This is a genomic window from Acidovorax sp. LjRoot66, assembly GCF_964253305.1.
In the GTDB taxonomy this organism is placed as follows: domain Bacteria; phylum Pseudomonadota; class Gammaproteobacteria; order Burkholderiales; family Burkholderiaceae_C; genus Acidovorax.
Map to the genome: position 1 here is coordinate 908,240 of NZ_CAXUQU020000001.1, position 16,044 is coordinate 924,283.

At 69.4% G+C, this 16,044-nt stretch carries 12 protein-coding genes and 1 pseudogene; 5 read left to right on the forward strand and 8 right to left on the reverse strand.

Annotation, left to right across the window (positions count from 1 at the left end; all coding sequences use genetic code 11):
- Positions 1 to 57: 57 nt before the first annotated feature.
- Positions 58 to 1,101: a type IV pilus twitching motility protein PilT gene (locus tag ACSQ3Y_RS04300; RefSeq protein ID WP_436176527.1), complete on the reverse strand. Its 1,044-nt coding sequence runs from the start codon at positions 1,099 to 1,101 to the stop codon at positions 58 to 60.
- 38 nt (positions 1,102 to 1,139) lie between these two features.
- On the opposite strand from ACSQ3Y_RS04300, the gene ACSQ3Y_RS04305 reads away from it, so the two are divergent.
- Positions 1,140 to 1,856: a YggS family pyridoxal phosphate-dependent enzyme gene (locus ACSQ3Y_RS04305; RefSeq protein ID WP_436176528.1), complete on the forward strand. Its 717-nt coding sequence runs from the start codon at positions 1,140 to 1,142 to the stop codon at positions 1,854 to 1,856.
- 9 nt (positions 1,857 to 1,865) lie between these two features.
- Here the strand turns inward: ACSQ3Y_RS04305 and ltaE are convergent, their stop codons facing one another.
- Complete coding sequence (ltaE, locus tag ACSQ3Y_RS04310; protein WP_436176529.1) at positions 1,866 to 2,933, reverse strand: low-specificity L-threonine aldolase; 1,068 nt, start codon at positions 2,931 to 2,933, stop codon at positions 1,866 to 1,868.
- Positions 2,934 to 3,116: 183 nt separating this feature from the next.
- Between ltaE and ACSQ3Y_RS04315 the strand changes: the two genes are divergently transcribed.
- From ACSQ3Y_RS04315 to ACSQ3Y_RS04325, 3 genes are all read left to right on the forward strand, one after another.
- Positions 3,117 to 6,383, forward strand: coding sequence for a carboxyl transferase domain-containing protein (locus ACSQ3Y_RS04315; protein WP_436180081.1), 3,267 nt, complete (start codon positions 3,117 to 3,119; stop codon positions 6,381 to 6,383).
- 104 nt (positions 6,384 to 6,487) lie between these two features.
- Positions 6,488 to 7,627 carry an aminotransferase class V-fold PLP-dependent enzyme gene (locus ACSQ3Y_RS04320; RefSeq protein ID WP_436176530.1) on the forward strand — a complete coding sequence of 380 codons (1,140 nt, stop codon included), beginning with the start codon at positions 6,488 to 6,490 and terminating at the stop codon, positions 7,625 to 7,627.
- Positions 7,628 to 7,655: 28 nt separating this feature from the next.
- Positions 7,656 to 8,951 carry a DUF445 domain-containing protein gene (locus tag ACSQ3Y_RS04325; RefSeq protein ID WP_436176531.1) on the forward strand — a complete coding sequence of 432 codons (1,296 nt, stop codon included), beginning with the start codon at positions 7,656 to 7,658 and terminating at the stop codon, positions 8,949 to 8,951.
- Here the strand turns inward: ACSQ3Y_RS04325 and ACSQ3Y_RS04330 are convergent.
- The 6 genes and pseudogenes from ACSQ3Y_RS04330 to purU form a co-directional block, all read right to left on the reverse strand.
- Positions 8,948 to 9,671, reverse strand: a pseudogene (locus tag ACSQ3Y_RS04330) (LrgB family protein). The gene ACSQ3Y_RS04325 and the pseudogene ACSQ3Y_RS04330 overlap by 4 nt on opposite strands.
- Positions 9,668 to 10,033 carry a CidA/LrgA family protein gene (locus ACSQ3Y_RS04335; RefSeq protein ID WP_057199815.1) on the reverse strand — a complete coding sequence of 122 codons (366 nt, stop codon included), beginning with the start codon at positions 10,031 to 10,033 and terminating at the stop codon, positions 9,668 to 9,670. The pseudogene ACSQ3Y_RS04330 and the gene ACSQ3Y_RS04335 overlap by 4 nt, the downstream one beginning before the upstream one ends.
- Positions 10,034 to 10,079: 46 nt before the next feature.
- On the reverse strand, positions 10,080 to 11,603 hold the full coding sequence (locus ACSQ3Y_RS04340; protein WP_436176532.1) for an FAD-linked oxidase C-terminal domain-containing protein: 1,524 nt from the start codon (positions 11,601 to 11,603) through the stop codon (positions 10,080 to 10,082).
- Between the two features lie 76 nt (positions 11,604 to 11,679).
- Positions 11,680 to 12,207 (reverse strand): N-acetyltransferase family protein, encoded by a 528-nt coding sequence (locus ACSQ3Y_RS04345; RefSeq protein ID WP_436176533.1) that lies wholly within the window; start codon positions 12,205 to 12,207, stop codon positions 11,680 to 11,682.
- On the reverse strand, positions 12,204 to 13,118 hold the full coding sequence (locus ACSQ3Y_RS04350; RefSeq protein WP_436176534.1) for a LysR substrate-binding domain-containing protein: 915 nt from the start codon (positions 13,116 to 13,118) through the stop codon (positions 12,204 to 12,206). The genes ACSQ3Y_RS04345 and ACSQ3Y_RS04350 overlap by 4 nt, the downstream gene beginning before the upstream one ends.
- A 19-nt stretch (positions 13,119 to 13,137) precedes the next feature.
- Positions 13,138 to 13,989: a formyltetrahydrofolate deformylase gene (purU, locus tag ACSQ3Y_RS04355; protein WP_436176535.1), complete on the reverse strand. Its 852-nt coding sequence runs from the start codon at positions 13,987 to 13,989 to the stop codon at positions 13,138 to 13,140.
- A 51-nt stretch (positions 13,990 to 14,040) separates the two neighbouring features.
- On the opposite strand from purU, the gene ACSQ3Y_RS04360 reads away from it, so the two are divergent.
- Positions 14,041 to 16,026 (forward strand): putative bifunctional diguanylate cyclase/phosphodiesterase, encoded by a 1,986-nt coding sequence (locus ACSQ3Y_RS04360; RefSeq protein ID WP_436176536.1) that lies wholly within the window; start codon positions 14,041 to 14,043, stop codon positions 16,024 to 16,026.
- The last annotated feature ends 18 nt before the right edge of the window (positions 16,027 to 16,044 follow it).

A 16,044-nucleotide genomic window follows, 5' to 3' on the forward strand; every position in this document is an offset into this window, starting at 1 on the left:
CTGGCGGCGTCCCCTTTGAAGGGGAAGGCGCGAAGCGACTCAGGGGAGGGCTCATGGTCACCCGGGGAAGTTTTCCGGAATCTTGGCCTTGCCGCGGGCTTCTGCGGGGCTGATGATGTTGCGGCGCACCATGTCGGTGAGGTTCTGGTCCAGTGTCTGCATGCCCACGCTGTTGCTGGTCTGGATGGTGGAGTACATCTGCGCCACCTTGGCCTCGCGGATCAGGTTGCGGATGGCGCTGGTGCCCAGCATGATCTCGTGTGCGGCCACGCGGCCCGAGCCGTCCTTGGTCTTGCACAGCGTCTGCGAGATCACGGCCTGCAGCGATTCGGAGAGCATCGCGCGAACCATTTCCTTTTCTTCGGCGGGGAACACGTCGATGATCCGGTCGATGGTCTTGGCGGCGCTGGAGGTGTGCAGCGTGCCGAAGACCAGGTGGCCCGTTTCGGCGGCCGTCATGGCCAGGCGGATGGTTTCCAGGTCGCGCATTTCACCCACCAGGATGGCGTCCGGATCTTCGCGCAGCGCGGATTTCAGCGCGGCGGCGAAGGACAGCGTCATCGGGCCGACTTCGCGCTGGTTGATCAGGCACTTCTTGGATTCGTGCACGAACTCGATCGGGTCTTCCACCGTGAGGATGTGGCCGTACTCGGTTTCGTTGAGGTAGTTGACCATGGCGGCCAGCGTGGTGGACTTGCCCGAGCCCGTGGGGCCGGTCACCAGCACCAGGCCGCGCGGCTTCAGGGCCAGGTCGCCGAAGATCTTGGGGGCGTTGAGCTGCTCCAGCGTCAGGATCTTGCTCGGAATCGTCCGGAACACGGCGGCTGCGCCCCGGTTCTGGTTGAAGGCGTTGACGCGAAAACGGGCCAGGCCCTCGATTTCGAAGGAGAAGTCGACTTCCAGGAACTCCTCGTAGGCTTTTCGCTGGGAGTCGCTCATGATGTCGTACACCATGCCATGGACCGTCTTGTGGTCCAGCGCGTCGACGTTGATGCGCCGAACGTCCCCGTGGACCCGGATCATGGGCGGCAGGCCTGCGGAAAGGTGCAGGTCGGAGGCCTTGTTCTTGACGCTGAACGCCAGCAGCTGGGTAATGTCCACGGGATCCCCTCTATCGTTTGGTACGCTTGCCAATCATTATGACCACGATTGATAACAACCTCCAACAGGTTATGCGACGTATCGCACAGGCGTGCGCTGCTGCCGGGCGCGATCCGGCCGAGGTGTCGCTGCTGGCGGTTTCCAAGACCTTCGGTGCCGACGCGGTGGCTGAGGCGGTGGCCGCAGGCCAGCGGGCCTTTGGCGAAAACTACATTCAGGAGGGGGTGGAGAAGGTGGCAGCCCTGCGCCAACTATCACCCGCCAGCCTGCAGTGGCACTGCATCGGTCCCATCCAGAGCAACAAGACGCGCCTGGTGGCCGAACATTTCGACTGGGTGCACACGGTGGACCGCCTGAAGATCGCCGAGCGCCTGTCGACCCAGCGCCCCGAGCACCTGGCCCCGCTGCAAGTGTGCATCCAGGTCAACGTGGATGGGGGCGATACCAAGTCCGGCGTCCCTCCCGAGGAGGCGCTGGCTTTGGCCCAGGCTGTGGCGAAACTGCCACGGCTCGTGGTGCGGGGGCTCATGAGCATCCCTGACCATGCCCCCGATTTCGAGGTGCAAAAGGAACTCCACCTGCGCGCGCAGCGCCTTTTTGGGCAGATCAAGGCCCGCGGCGAACCGGGCCTGGCGGACTTTGACACGCTGTCGATGGGCATGACGGCCGATCTGGAGGCTGCCATCCATGCGGGCGCCACCCTGGTGCGGGTGGGGACCGGCATCTTCGGCGGGCGGACGTATCCCGCCGGCTGAACCCCGGGGTCAGTTCCCGGTGAAGATCGCCACGCAGTCCAGCGCGGCCTTGATGTCGGCGTCGCTCACATCCAGGTGGGACACCCAGCGCAGGCGGGTCTGGCCGGCGTAGAGGCCGCTGGTCACGCGCACGCCGTGCTGGGCCAGCCAGGCGGTGAAGGCGGGGGCCACGTCCGTGTGCAGGTCGGTGAACAGAATGTTGGTCTGCCAGGGGTGCACGGTGATCTTGCCGCGCAGCACCGGGTGGCTGCGGTTGGCCTCGGCCAGGCCCTCGGCCAATTGGGCCAGCCGGGCGTGGTCGTCGGCCATGCGGCGCACATGGTGCTCCAGTGCATAGCGGCCGGCCGCGGCCAGCACGCCAGCCTGGCGCATGCCGCCGCCCAGGATCTTGCGCGTGCGCCGCGCCTGGCGGATGAAATCGTGCGATCCCAGCACCAGCGAGCCGATGGGCGCGCCCAGGCCCTTGCTCAGGCACAGCGAGGCCGAATCGAAGTGGCTGCACAGGGCGCGGGCCTCGTCGTACACATCGGTGCCGGCCTTCGCCGCATTGGCCGTGGCTGCGTTGAACATGCGTGCGCCGTCCAGGTGCATGGCCAGACCGCGCTGGCGTGCCAGCGCGGCCACCTCGGCCACGTAGGCCGGGGGCAGCACCTGGCCGCCCGTGGTGTTCTCCAGCACCACCAGGCGGGTGCGCGCGAAGTGCGGGTCGTCGGGCTTGATGGCGGCGGCGATGTCGGACAGGCGCAAGGTTCCGTCGGGCTGGGTCTCCACGGGCTGGGGCTGGATGGAGCCCAGCACCGCCATGCCACCGGCCTCCCAGCGGTAGGTGTGCCAGCTCTGGCCGACGATGGCCTCGTCGCCACGCTGGCAGTGGCCCCACAGGGCGATCAGGTTGGTCTGCGTGCCCGAAGGCGCGAACAGAGCGGCCTCGAAGCCCAGCAACTGCGCCGCGTATTCCTGCAGCGCGTTCACGGAAGGATCGTCGCCAAACACGTCGTCGCCCAGCGGGGCATCGAACATGGCCGCCCGCATGGCGGGCGTGGGCTGGGTGACGGTGTCGCTGCGAAAGTCGGGCATGGGGCTTCTCGGAGGCTGTGGAAATGCAAGGCATGGTAGCGGGCACCGATGGCGGGTGGAACCTTGGGGGTTAATGCGCCTGGGCCGTTGTCCCCTGCGTACCACCTGCGGCGCGCAGCGCGCGCCAGAATGCCGGGCCACTTGCCCGACCGGAAAGCACCCATGCCGCCAGCCCATTCCCCGTTGTTCCACAAAGTCCTGGTCGCCAACCGCGGCGAGATCGCCCTGCGCATCGTGCGCGCACTGCAAGACCTGTCCATCGCCAGCGTGGCCGTGTACGCGCAGGACGATGCCCAGGCGCCCCACGTGCGTGCGGCCGATGCGGCGGTGGCGCTTGGGGCCACGGGCCCGGCGGCCTACCTGGATGGCGCGAACCTGATTGCCATTGCGCGCGCCCAGGGCTGTGATGCCGTGCACCCGGGCTATGGCTTCCTGAGCGAACGCGCCGACTTCGCGCGTGCCTGTGCCGAGGCCGGTCTGCGCTTCATCGGCCCCACACCTGAACAACTGGCACTGTTCGGCGACAAGGCCCGGGCGCGCGCAATGGCACTGCGCTGCGGCGTGCCGCTGATGCCGGGCACGCAGGCCGCCGTCCCGCTGGAGGAGGCCTTGCAGTTCTGGCAGGCGCAGGGCGGCGCGGGCATCGTGGTCAAGGCCATCGGCGGTGGTGGCGGACGCGGCATGCGCCCCGTGCAGTCCGCCGATGAGCTGCCGGCTGCCTATGCGCGCTGCCGCAGCGAGGCGCTGGCGGCCTTCGGGGTCGATGGCGTCTATGTCGAGCGGCTGATGGCCGGGGCGCGCCATATCGAGGTGCAGGTGCTCGGCGACGGGCGCGAGGTGATGTCCCTGGGCGAGCGCGAGTGCACGCTGCAGCGGCGCTTCCAGAAGCTGGTGGAGGTGGCGCCCAGCCCCTCGCTGCCTGCACCGCTGCGCGAACGCATCGTGGCGGCAGCGCTTGCCATGGCGCGCGAGGTGGCGTACGAGGGCCTGGGCACCTTCGAGTTCCTGGTGGACCTGGCGTCCGAAACGCTGCCCTTCGTCTTCATCGAGGCCAACCCGCGCCTGCAGGTGGAGCACACCATCACCGAGGAAGTCACGGGCGTGGACCTGGTGCAGACCCAGATTGCATTGGCGGCCGGCCGGAGCCTGCGCGATCTGGGGCTCGACCCCGGTGCGCCGCCCGTGGCGCAGGGCTTTGCCCTGCAGTGGCGCATCAACGCCGAGACGCTGGATGCACAGGGTGGTTCGGTGCCCGGCAGCGGCCCGCTTACGCGCTTCGACCTGCCGGCCGGACCGGGCATCCGCGTGGACACGCACGGCGTGGCGGGGGTGGCCCCCTCGCCGCACTACGACACACTGCTGGCCAAGCTCATCGTGCACACGCGCAGCCCCCGCATTGCCGACGTGCTGCGCCGCTCCCGGCGCGCGCTGGCCGAATGCCGGATCGGCGGCGTAGCAACCAATGTGGCGTTGTTGCGCGCGCTGGCCGCACGGCCCGAAATGGAAAGCCAGCAGGTGCACACGCGCTGGCTGGAGACGGTGCTGCCCGAGCTGCTGGATGCGGCGGGGCACCTGGCGGATGAGCCCCTGGCTGCGGCCGCTGGTCACGAGGCCGCGCAGCCAGAATCCGCACCCGAAGGGGCGGTGCTGGCGCCCATGCCTGCGCGGCTGGTGCAATGGTCGGTGGCCGAGGGCGATGTGGTGGCCGCCGGGGCCGAGCTGGCCGTGCTCGAAGCCATGAAGATGGAGCATGTGCTGCTGGCGCCGCATGCGGGCCGGGTGCGCGCACTGCTGGCCGTGCCGGGCGGCTACCTGGTACAGGGCCAGCCGCTGCTGGTGCTCGACGCAGCGCAAGGCGCGCAGGCCGTGGTGGAGGAGGGCGCTGCTGTACAGGGCGCCGACCACATCCGCCCCGACCTGCAGCGCGTGCTCGATCGCCATGCCTTCACGCTCGATGCCGCGCGCCCCGAGGCCATGGCCAAGCGCCACGCGCAGGGCGGGCGCAGCGCGCGCGAAAACATCGCCGACCTGTGCGACGAAGGCAGCTTCATCGAGTACGGCGCGCTGGCCATTGCTGCGCAGACACGCCGGCGCAGCCTGGAGGACCTGGTCGCCAACACACCGGCCGACGGCATGGTCACGGGCATCGGCGGCATCAACGGCGCCGATTTCGGGCCCGAGAAATCGCGCGCGGTCGTCATGTCCTACGACGCCACGGTGCTGGCCGGCACGCAGGGCGCGCGCAACCATGCCAAGACGGACCGCATGCTCGGCATTGCCCTGGCGCAGAAGTTGCCCGTGGTGCTGTTCGCCGAAGGCGGGGGCGGGCGGCCCGGTGACACCGACATGCCGGTGGTGGCCGGCCTGCACGTGCACACCTTTGCCAGCTATGCCGCGCTGTCGGCCCAGGTGCCCGTGGTGGGCATCGCCGCGGGGCGCTGCTTTGCCGGCAATGCGGCGCTGCTCGGCTGCAGCGACGTGGTCATCGCCACGCGCAGCAGCAACATCGGCATGGGTGGGCCCGCCATGATCGAGGGCGGGGGGCTCGGTGTGTTCAAGCCAGAGCAGATCGGCCCGAGCCGCGTGCAGCATGCCAATGGTGTGATCGACGTGCTGGTGGAGGACGAAGCCGGCGCGGTGCGTGCGGCGCGGCACTATCTTTCGTTCTTCCAGGGGCGCGTGGCGCAGTGGACTGCGCCCGACCCGCGCCTGCTGCGCGCCGTGGTGCCCGAGAACCGGCTGCGCGTGTACGACACGCGCGCCGCCCTGGCTGGTCTGGTGGACGAAGGCAGCCTGCTCATGTTGCGCACCGGCTTCGGCGCCGGCATCCACACGGCGCTGGCGCGCATCGAGGGGCGCCCTGTGGGTCTGCTGGCCAGCAATCCGCTGCACCTGGGCGGCGCCATCGATGCCGACGCCGCCGACAAGGGCGCGCGCTTCATGCAGCTGTGCAACGCCCATGGCCTGCCCCTGGTGAGCCTGGTGGACACGCCCGGCTTCATGGTCGGCCCCGAGGTGGAGGCCACGGCCCAGGTGCGCCACGTGAGCCGCCTGTTCGTCACCGCCGCGAGCCTGCGCGTGCCCTGCTTCAGCGTGGTGCTGCGCAAGGGCTATGGCCTGGGCGCCATGGGCATGACGGCCGGGGGCTTCCATGCCCCCGTGTTCACCGTGGCCTGGCCCACGGGCGAGTTCGGTGCCATGGGGCTCGAAGGCGCCGTGCGCCTGGGCTTTCGCAAGGAGCTCGAGGCCGTACCCGAGGGGGCGGAGCGCGACGCCTTGTTCCAGAAGCTTGTGGCACGCCAGTACGCCAATGGCGAGGCCATGCACATGGCGGCGACGCTGGAGATCGACGCCGTGATCGACCCGGCAGAGACCCGCGCCTGGCTGGCGCGGGGGTTGGCATCGGCCCAGGTGGCGCCCATGGGGCATCGCTTTGTCGATACCTGGTAGCCACTCCGGTGTGAAAAGGCCATGCTAAGCTGGTCGGCTGATTGAGGCGCTCGCGGCCGAATGGTCGCGCACTGCCTTGTGCCCCATCCAACGGAGACTTTCCCATGCCCGGTTTGCTGCCCGATATCGACCCCGACGGCCTGCTCGAATTCTCGGTGGTTTACACCGACCGCGCGCTCAACCACATGTCCAAGCGCTTCACCGGCGCGATGCAGGACATCCTGGCCACGCTCAAGCAGGTCTACAACGCCCACACCGCTGTGCTGGTGCCCGGCAGCGGCACTTTCGGCATGGAAGCCGTGGCGCGCCAGTTCGCCAACAACGAAAAAGTGCTCATCGTGCGCAACGGCTGGTTCAGCTACCGCTGGAGCCAGATCTTCGACGCGGCCGGTGGCCTGGGCGGCGGTGCCGTGGTCTGCAAGGCGCGCAAGCAGGGCGATGGCCCGCAGGACGCGTGGGCGCCATGCCCGGCCGACGAGGTGGCGGCCGCCATCCGCGCCGAGCGGCCCAAGGTGGTGTTCGCACCGCATGTGGAGACGGCCAGCGGCATCATCCTGCCCGACGACTACCTGCGCACGCTGACGGCGGCCGCGCACGAGGTCGGCGCGCTGTTCGTGCTCGACTGCGTGGCCTCGGGCGCGATGTGGGTGGACATGCAGGCCACCGGCGTGGATGTGCTGATCTCGGCCCCGCAAAAGGGCTGGAGCGGCTCGCCCTGCTGCGCCATGGTGATGCTCAGCGAGCGTGCGCGCCAAGCCATCGAGGGCACGACCAGCAGCAGCTTCTCGTGCGACCTCAAGAAGTGGATGCAGATCGCCGAGGGCTACGAAAAGGGCCAGCATGCCTACCACACGACCATGCCCACCGATGCACTGGTGCGCCTGCGCGAGGTGATGCTGGAGACGCGCGAGTACGGCTTCGACAAGGTGCGCGACGAGCAGATCGAGCTCGGCGCCCAGGTGCGCGCGTTGCTCGAATCCAAGGGCTTCCCGAGCGTGGCGGCCGAAGGCTTCAAGGCCCCGGGCGTGGTCGTGAGCTACACCACCGACCCCGGCATCCAGAGCGGCAAGAAGTTCATGGAGGTCGGCCTGCAGACCGCTGCCGGCGTGCCGTTGCAGTGCGACGAAGGCCCGGATTTCAAGACCTTCCGCATCGGCCTCTTCGGCCTGGAAAAATGGCACAACGTGGAGCGCACGGTGGGCCACCTGTCCACGGCGCTGGGCCAGATCGCGGCAGCCGCCTGAGCTTCCTCCTGCCCATGGGGCCGGCACGATGACATCCCGCACCGAGCCGGACGCCGCGCGCGCGGCGCTGCGCACGGCCAAGCGCCAGGCGCTGGCCCTGCTGCTGCTTGCTACCGCGGTGTTCATTGGCACCAGCCTGGTGGAGCGGGGCCTGGCGCTCGATTGCCTGAAGGCCGTGGCCGAGGCGGCCATGGTGGGCGCGCTGGCCGACTGGTTCGCGGTGGTGGCGCTGTTTCGCCACCCCATGGGCCTGCCCATTCCGCACACGGCCATCATCGCGCGCAACAAGGACCGCATTGGCCGCAACCTGGCCGGTTTCGTGCGCGACAAGTTCCTCGATCCGCCCTCGCTGGTGGCGCTGATCCGCCGCCACGACCCGGTCGCGCGCCTGGCCGAATGGCTGGTGGCGCCGGGTCATGCCGCGCTGCTGGGCCAACAGGCGGTGCGGCTCATTTCGGCTGGGCTCGATGCCGTGCAGGATGCCCAGGTGGAGCGCTTCATCCAGCGTGCCGCGCGCACGCTGATCGGGCAGATCGACCTGTCGCAGACCATGGCCACGGTGCTGGGCGCGCTCACGCACAACGGCCGCCACCAGGCGCTGCTCGACGATGCGCTGGCCCGGCTCATCACCTTGCTGCAGAACGAGGAGACGCGCCACCTGATCGCGCACACCATCGTGCAGTGGCTCAAGAAGGACCACCCGGTCAAGGAAAAGGTGTTGCCCACCGACTGGCTGGGCGACAAGGGCTCGGCCATGGTGGCCAATGCCCTGGCCGGTCTTCTGGGCGAGGTGGCGGCGAACCCGCAGCACCAGCTGCGCGCCCAGTTCGACGAGGCCGTGCAGCGCCTGGTGGCGCGGCTGCAGACCGACCCCGACTGGCAGCGCCGGGGCGAGGAGATCCGCACCTACCTGCAGACCGATGCCACGCTGGGCAGGTATGTGCAGGAGCTGTGGCAAGGCATGCGCGCGGCGCTGCAGCGTGACCTGGACGATCCCGGGTCTGCGGTGGCGCGCAACGTGCAGGCCATGGGGGGCTGGCTGGGGCAATCGCTCGCGGGCGACCCCGCACTGCGCGAATCGCTCAACGCGCGGCTTGAGCGCTGGGTGCAGGGCCTGGCGCCCGATGTGTCGGCCTTCATCGCCCAGCACATAGAGGACACGGTGCAGCGCTGGGATGCGCGGGAGATGTCGGACCTCATCGAGCTGCAGGTCGGCCGGGATCTGCAGTACATCCGCATCAACGGCACGGTGGTGGGCGGGCTCATCGGGCTGGTGTTGTTCGGCCTGTCTCACGCGGGTGAGATCTGGCGCGTGGTGCGCTAGAAAAACTGCACCACCAGCGGCACCAGCAGCGCCGCCAACACCACTTGCAGTCCGAGAGCCAGGCCGGCATAGGCGCCCGCATCGGCATCGTCCTGCAGCGCCTGCGCAGCGCCGATGCCGTGCGATGCGGTGCCCAGCGCAAAACCGCGTGCCACCATGCCCGATGCGTCGGTGCCCACGCGCAGCCAGCCAAACAGGGTGCGGCCCGAGAGCGCGCCGACCATGCCGGTGAGCACCGCGAACAGCGCGGCCAGCGCCGGCACGCCGCCGATCTGCGCGGCCACGCCCATGGCCACGGGCGCGGTGACCGACTTGGGTGCCAGGGACATCAGCATGTCCACCGGCAGGCCCATGGCCAGCCGAGGCCCACGGCACTCGCGGCTGCAGCACTGCCGCCGGCCAGGGCGGCCAGCAACAGGCGGCCCAGCGCTGGCGCAGTTCGGCACGGCGTTTCCACAGCGGCCAGCCCAGGGCCACCACGGCCGGCCCCAGCAGGAAGTGGATGAACTGCGCCCCGGCAAAGAAGGTGGGGTAGGCCGTGCCCGTGGCCAGCAGCGCACAGGCCAGCACCACCACCGACCAGAGCACCGGATTGGCCCAGGCCGCATGGCCCATGCGTGCGGAAAAGGCCTGCGCCAGCACGTACACCGCCAGTGTGGCCGTAAGGCCGAATAGCGGCGCCTGCGACAGGTAGACCCAGAGCTCCACGAAGTTGGTCATTGCGTGCTGCCTCCTTGCGTGGTCGCCTCTGGCTTGAACGCCCGCAGCACCAGCACCGTGGCCGCCATGCCGGCCCAGGTGGACAGCACGATCACGATGACCAGGCGCAGGCCGTAGGCGCCCAGCAGGTCCAGGTGCGTCATCACCCCCACGCCCACCGGCACGAACAGCAGCGACAGGTGCGTGAGCAGAAAACCCGCCGCCGGTGCCACGGCCCGCTGCACGGGCCCCCAGTGCAATGCCAGGAGCAGCAGCACCATGCCCACCACAGGGCCAGGCACGGGCAGGTGCAGAAAGTGCGACAGCGCCTCGCCGGCCGACTGCATCAGGAGCAGGAAGGCCAGGCCCTGAAGTCCCTTCATCGGGCCAGGCGATGGGGGTGGCGCGATGGACGGCTGTTGCTGCACGTCAGAAGCGGGGCAGGTCCGGGTGCCTGATCTGCCCCGCGCGCACCAGCATCTTTCCGTACTCCGCGCAGCGGTGCAGCGTCGGGATGACCTTGCCGGGGTTGAGCAGGCCGGCCGGATCGAACGCATGCTTGAGGCCGAACATCTGCGCATTCTCGGCAGCGCTGAACTGCACGCACATGCTGTTGAGCTTTTCCACACCCACGCCGTGCTCGCCGGTCACGGTGCCGCCCATGGCCACGCTGGTCTCCAGGATGTCGGCGCCGAACAGCTCGCAGCGGTGCAACTGGTCGGGGTCGTTGGCGTCGAACAAAATCAGTGGGTGCAGGTTGCCGTCGCCCGCGTGGAACACGTTGGCGCAGCGCAGTTGGTACTTCTTTTCCATCTCGGCAATGGCCAGCAGGATGTCGGCCAAGCGCTTGCGCGGGATGGTGGAGTCCATGCACATGTAGTCGGGGCTGATGCGCCCACTGGCCGGGAAGGCATTCTTGCGCCCGCTCCAGAAGCGCAGGCGCTCGGCCTCGTCGCAGCTGACCGAGATGGCCACGGCGCCCGCAGCGCGCAGCACCTCGGTCATGCGGCCGACCTCCTCCTCCACCTCCTCGGGCGTGCCGTCGCTCTCGCACAGCAGGATGGCCTCGGCGTTGAGGTCGTAGCCCGCGTGCACGAAGTCTTCGACCGCGGCGGTCATGGGCTTGTCCATCATCTCCAGCCCTGCAGGGATGATGCCCGCTGCGATGACAGCGGCCACCGCAGCGCCCGCCTTGCGCACGTCGTCGAAGCTGGCCATGATGCAGCGCGCCAACTGCGGCTTGGGGATCAGGCGTACCGTGACCTCGGTGGTCACGGCCAGCATACCCTCGCTGCCGATCACGGCGGCCAGCAGGTCGTAGCCGGGCGCATCGAGCGCACCGCTGCCGAACTCCACGGCTTCGCCCTCGACGGTGAACCCGCGCACCTTGAGCACGTTGTGTATCGTCAGGCCGTACTTGAGGCAATGCACGCCGCCCGAGTTCTCGGCCACGTTGCCGCCGATGGTGCAGGCGATCTGGCTGCTGGGGTCGGGCGCGTAGTACAGGCCATAGGGCGCGGCCGCCTCGCTGATGGCCAGGTTGCGCACGCCGCACTGCACCACGGCCGTGCGGTTCACCGGGTCCAGGTCGAGGATGCGGTTGAACTTGGCCAGCGAGAGCGTCACGCCCAGGGCGTCGGGCATGGCCCCGCCCGACAGGCCGGTGCCCGCGCCGCGCGCCACCACCGGTACGTGCAGCCGGTGGCAGGCCTGCAGCACGGCCTGCACCTGTTCGTAGGTCTCGGGCAGGCAGACCACCAGCGGGCGCTGGCGGTAGGCGGTGAGACCGTCGCATTCGTAGGGCGTGGTGTCTTCGGCATGCCACAGAAGGGCATGGGCCGGCACGGTGCGGGACAGTGCCTGCACCACCTCGGCCTGGCGCGCTGCGCGCTCGGCTGGCGTGGGCCCGGTGGCTGCCTTGGCTGCGAGGGAGGAGAGGGAAGCGGTCTGCATGCCGCCACTGTAGGCCATGGCGGCGCCGGCCGCCGTGAGATTTTTGGAGTGCCGGTGTGAAATCCGCTGCAGGGTGTCAGCCGCCTTGCGCCAGCGGGCAGACCTGGCGAACCTCGCCAATCGGCGCTCCGGCCACCGTGATGGTCCTGTCGCTCCCTGGATCGGGCACGAAGCCCAGCGCCGCATAGAAGCGGATGGCCCGCTGGTTGGCGGCCAGCACCCACAGGCTGGCCTCGTCCTTGCCTTGTTGCTGCAGCTGCTCCCGGGCCTGCTGCCACAGCGCCTGGCCCGCCCCCTGCGACCAGCGGGCCGGGTCCACGTAGATGGCCCAGACTTCGCCCCGGGTGGCCGGCGCATCCTTGTCGCGGCAGTCGCCGAAGGCGATCCAGCCCGTCACCGCACCCTGGCCGTCCTGCGCCAGCAGCAGCCTGGGACGGCCCTGGACAATGGCCTGGGCCCAGTAGGCTGCGCGCTGGGCGGTGGACAGGGCCGCCAGGTAGGCCGCGTCGATGATGCCCGTGTAGGCAGCCTGCCAGGCCGCGACATGGATGCGGGCGATGGCGGCGGCATCGTCCTGTTGTGCCGGGCGTATGCGCACACTCACACCATGATCTTGCGCAGCCATTCGGCAAAGGCCGCGCATTCCCAACGGTCCATGGTGCCGGTGCGCCAGCACAGGTAGTGGGCGTGGGGGCTGGTGGTGTCGGTGTCGAACAGGCGCACCAGCGTGCCGTTCTCGAGCCAGGGCGCGCCCAGCTTCAGGCGCACCAGCGCCACGCCCATCCCGGCGGACGCGGCGTCGCACATCAGGCCGATGTCGTTGAACTGCGAGCCCTCGCTCGGCTCGGCCCAGTCCAGGCCGGTGGCGCCGAACCAGGTGCGCCAGGGCTCCAGCGGGCTACGCAGCAGGGCCACGCCTTCGAGGTCCTCGGGGCGATCGAACGGGCCGTGCTCGCGCACGAAGGCGGGCGATGCCAGGGGCGTGACCACGTCGCGTGCCAGTTCCACATGCTCCACGTCGGCATAGTGGCCCGCGCCAAAGCGCACCATCAGGTCGGCATCCTCCGCCACCACGTCCAGCAGCGGGATGGAGACCTGCAGCGCCAGGTCGATCTCGGGGTAGGCCTCGGTGAACTGGCGCAGGCGCGGGATCAGGATGGTGCGTGCAAACGTCGGCGTCACCGCCAGCTTGAGCCGGCGCCGGCCCGGTGCCGCCGCCGCGCCCGGAAAGCGCTGCAGCGCCCCCAGCCCTTCGCGCACATGCGCCAGGTAGGCGCTGCCCTCGGTCGTCAGCGAGAAATCGGCCCGGCCGAACAGCCGCACGCCCAGGATCTGCTCGAGCTGCTTGACGCGGTGGCTCACCGCGCTGGGCGTGACGCACAGCTCGTCGGCCGTCTGCGTCACGCTGCGCAGGCGTGCCAGCGCCTCGAAGGTCAGCAGGCACTGGATGGGCGGGATCCGCCGCGCCGCGCTGCTGAGGAACGAAGAGGCGGGTGATGGAGCGGCCGTGGCCATCGTCGCTCTGGCGCGGGGCTCAGCGGAAAACGACCGTCTTGTGCCCGTTGAGCAGCACGCGGTGCTCGCTGTGCCACTTCACGGCGCGGGCCAGCACCTGGCTTTCGGTGTCGCGGCCGCGTGCGGTCAGGTCTTCCACCGTGTCGGTGTGGTCGGCGCGGGCCACGTCCTGCTCGATAATCGGGCCTTCGTCGAGGTCGGCGGTGACGTAGTGGGCCGTGGCGCCGATGAGCTTCACGCCCCGGTCATGCGCCTGGTAATAGGGCTTGGCGCCTTTGAAGCTGGGCAGAAAGCTGTGGTGGATGTTGATCGCACGGCCCGCAAGCTTTCTGCACAGGTCGTCCGACAGCACCTGCATGTAGCGCGCCAGCACCACCAGCTCGGCCCCTTCGGCCTCGATGATCTCGAACTGCTTGGCCTCGGCCTGCGCCTTGGTGGCGGCTGTGACCGGGATGTGGTGGAACGGCACGTTGTAGCTGGCGGCCAGCTGGTAGAAGTCGCGGTGGTTGCTGATGATGGCGCGGATGTCCACGGGCAGCAGGCCGGATTTCCAGCGGAACAGCAGGTCGTTGAGGCAGTGGCCTTCGCGGCTGACCATGAGCACGGTCTTGACGGGCTGGGCCGTGGCATGCAGGCTCCAGCGCATCTCGTGCGGGTCGGCAAACGCGGTCAGCCGCTCCTTGAGCGTGGCATGGTCGTGCTGGCTGCAGGCGAACTGCACACGCATGAAGAAAAGGCCGGTGGCGTGGTCGTTGTACTGCGCGGCTTCTTCGATGTTGCCGCCGTGCTCCAGCAGGAAGCCGGAGACAGCGTGCACCAGCCCCAGGCGGTCGGGGCAGGACAGGGTAAGGATATAGGCTTGGGTCGTCATAGCTGCACCATTGTCGCAGCAAGGCCCGGACGGGTTTGGAAGAGGGATTTCATGCAAGAGTCGGAAGGCCCACGGGCGTTGGTTCCCTGGCGCGTGGCGGCGCTGTACCTCGTGCTGGGCGTGGTGTGGGTGTGGGTGGGCGACCTGTTGCTGGCCCACTGGGTCACGGACCCGGATGACCTGACCCGCTACCAGACCTGGAAGGGCTGGCTCTACGTGCTGCTCACCGGGGTGCTGGCCGGCTGGCTGGCGCACCGCGCACGCGAGGCCGAGCAGGCCCGGGCGCGCGTGCTCAAGGACCGGGTCGACATCGCGGCCGTGCGTGCGGCCCTGGCCACCAGCGAGGAGCGCCAGCGCCTGGCCAGCACGGTGGTGGACAACACCATCGAGGGCGTGGTGGTGACCGATGCGCAGGGCCGCATCCTGTCGGTCAATGCGGCGTTCACCCGGCTGCTGGGCTATACCGAGACGGAACTGCTGGGCCAGAACCCGCGCGTGTTCAAGTCGGGCCGCCATGACAAGGCCTTCTACGACGCCATGTGGGCGTCCATCCACGGCGCCGGCCACTGGCAGGGCGAGATCTGGAACCGGCGCAAGAACGGCGAGGTCTTCCCCGAGCACATGTCGCTGAGCGCCGTGCGCGACCCTGCAGGCGCGGTGACGCACTACGTGTGCATGTTCTCCGACATCTCCGAGGAGAAGGCGCAGCAGCAGCGCCTGGAGTTCCTGGCGCACAACGATGCGCTCACCGGCCTGTCCAACCGCACGCGCTTTGGCGCCGAGCTGGCCGAGGCGGTGGGCGAGGCGCGTCTGAGCGGCGAGCACCTGGCGGTGCTGCTGATCAACCTGGACCGCTTCAAGGACGTGAACGACAGCTATGGCCACGCCACCGGCGACCAGGTGCTGCAGCACATTGCGAAGAAGGTGCAGTCGGCCCTGCGCCCGGGCGACCTGCTGGGGCGCATGGCAGGGGACGAACTGGCCGTGGTGGCACGCCACATGCGCAACTCCGAGGGCGCGGCGGCCGTGGCGCGCCAGCTGATTGCGGCCGTTGCCGAGCCCTGGCGTTCGCCCGACGGCCTGGAGGTGGTGGCCGGGGCCAGCGTGGGCATCTGCATGTACCCGACCCATGCCGACACGGTGGAGGGCCTGCAGCAGGGCGCGCATGCCGCTGTCTATGGCGCCAAGGCGCGCGGGCGCGGTGCCTGGTGCTTTTTCCACGAGACCATGACCCAGGCCGCGCGCGAGCGCCTGGCGCTCGAGTCGCGCCTGCGGCTGGCGCTGGCGCAGGGCCACATGGAGGTCTACTACCAGCCGCAGGTCGATATCGCCAGCGGCCGCATCGTGGGGGCCGAGGCCCTGGTACGCTGGAACGACCCCGACGAAGGCCTCATCTCGCCCGCGCGCTTCATCCCCGTGGCCGAGACCTCGGGCGTCATCGGCCCGCTCGGCGAATGGGTGCTGCGCGAGGTCTGCCGCCAGGGCCGGCAGTGGCGCGATGAGGGGCTGCCGGACCTGACGCTGGCCGTCAACGTCTCGCCGCGCCAGTTCCACCTGACCGACGTGGCCGGCTGCACGGCGGCGGCGCTGGCCGATTCGGGCTTTCCGGCGGCGCGGCTGGAGCTGGAGATCACCGAGACCGCGCTGGCCGAACGCGCCGAAGAGGCCCTGCAGGTACTGCTGGGCCTGCGCGGCCTGGGCGTGCGGATCGCGGTGGACGACTTCGGCACCGGCTACTCCTCGCTCGCACAGCTCAAGCGCTTTCCCATCGACGTGCTCAAGATCGACCAGGGCTTTACCCGCGACATCCCGCGAAGCACCGATGACATGGCCATCAGCGCGGCCATCATCGCCATGGGGCACAGCATGGGCCTGTCGGTGCTGGCCGAGGGGGTGGAGACCCCCGCGCAGCTGGCCTTCCTGCAGGAGCGGGGCTGCGACACCTACCAGGGCTACCTGTGCAGTCGGCCCTTGCGCGCGCAGGCGTTTGCTGCGCTGCTCAAGGCCCAACCCGTGTCCGATCACCGCTCCGCATAGGACGTTCCTGCGGCCAGC

Coding starts and splice junctions, on each gene's coding strand:
- ACSQ3Y_RS04360 (WP_436176536.1), top strand. CDS start 14,041: ATGCAAGAGTCGGAAGGCCCACGGGCGTTGGTTCCCTGGCGCGTGGCG.
- ACSQ3Y_RS04335 (WP_057199815.1), bottom strand. CDS start 10,033: ATGAAGGGACTTCAGGGCCTGGCCTTCCTGCTCCTGATGCAGTCGGCC.
- ltaE (WP_436176529.1), bottom strand. CDS start 2,933: ATGCCCGACTTTCGCAGCGACACCGTCACCCAGCCCACGCCCGCCATG.
- ACSQ3Y_RS04305 (WP_436176528.1), top strand. CDS start 1,140: ATGACCACGATTGATAACAACCTCCAACAGGTTATGCGACGTATCGCA.
- ACSQ3Y_RS04350 (WP_436176534.1), bottom strand. CDS start 13,118: ATGGCCACGGCCGCTCCATCACCCGCCTCTTCGTTCCTCAGCAGCGCG.
- ACSQ3Y_RS04325 (WP_436176531.1), top strand. CDS start 7,656: ATGACATCCCGCACCGAGCCGGACGCCGCGCGCGCGGCGCTGCGCACG.
- purU (WP_436176535.1), bottom strand. CDS start 13,989: ATGACGACCCAAGCCTATATCCTTACCCTGTCCTGCCCCGACCGCCTG.
- ACSQ3Y_RS04320 (WP_436176530.1), top strand. CDS start 6,488: ATGCCCGGTTTGCTGCCCGATATCGACCCCGACGGCCTGCTCGAATTC.
- ACSQ3Y_RS04340 (WP_436176532.1), bottom strand. CDS start 11,603: ATGCAGACCGCTTCCCTCTCCTCCCTCGCAGCCAAGGCAGCCACCGGG.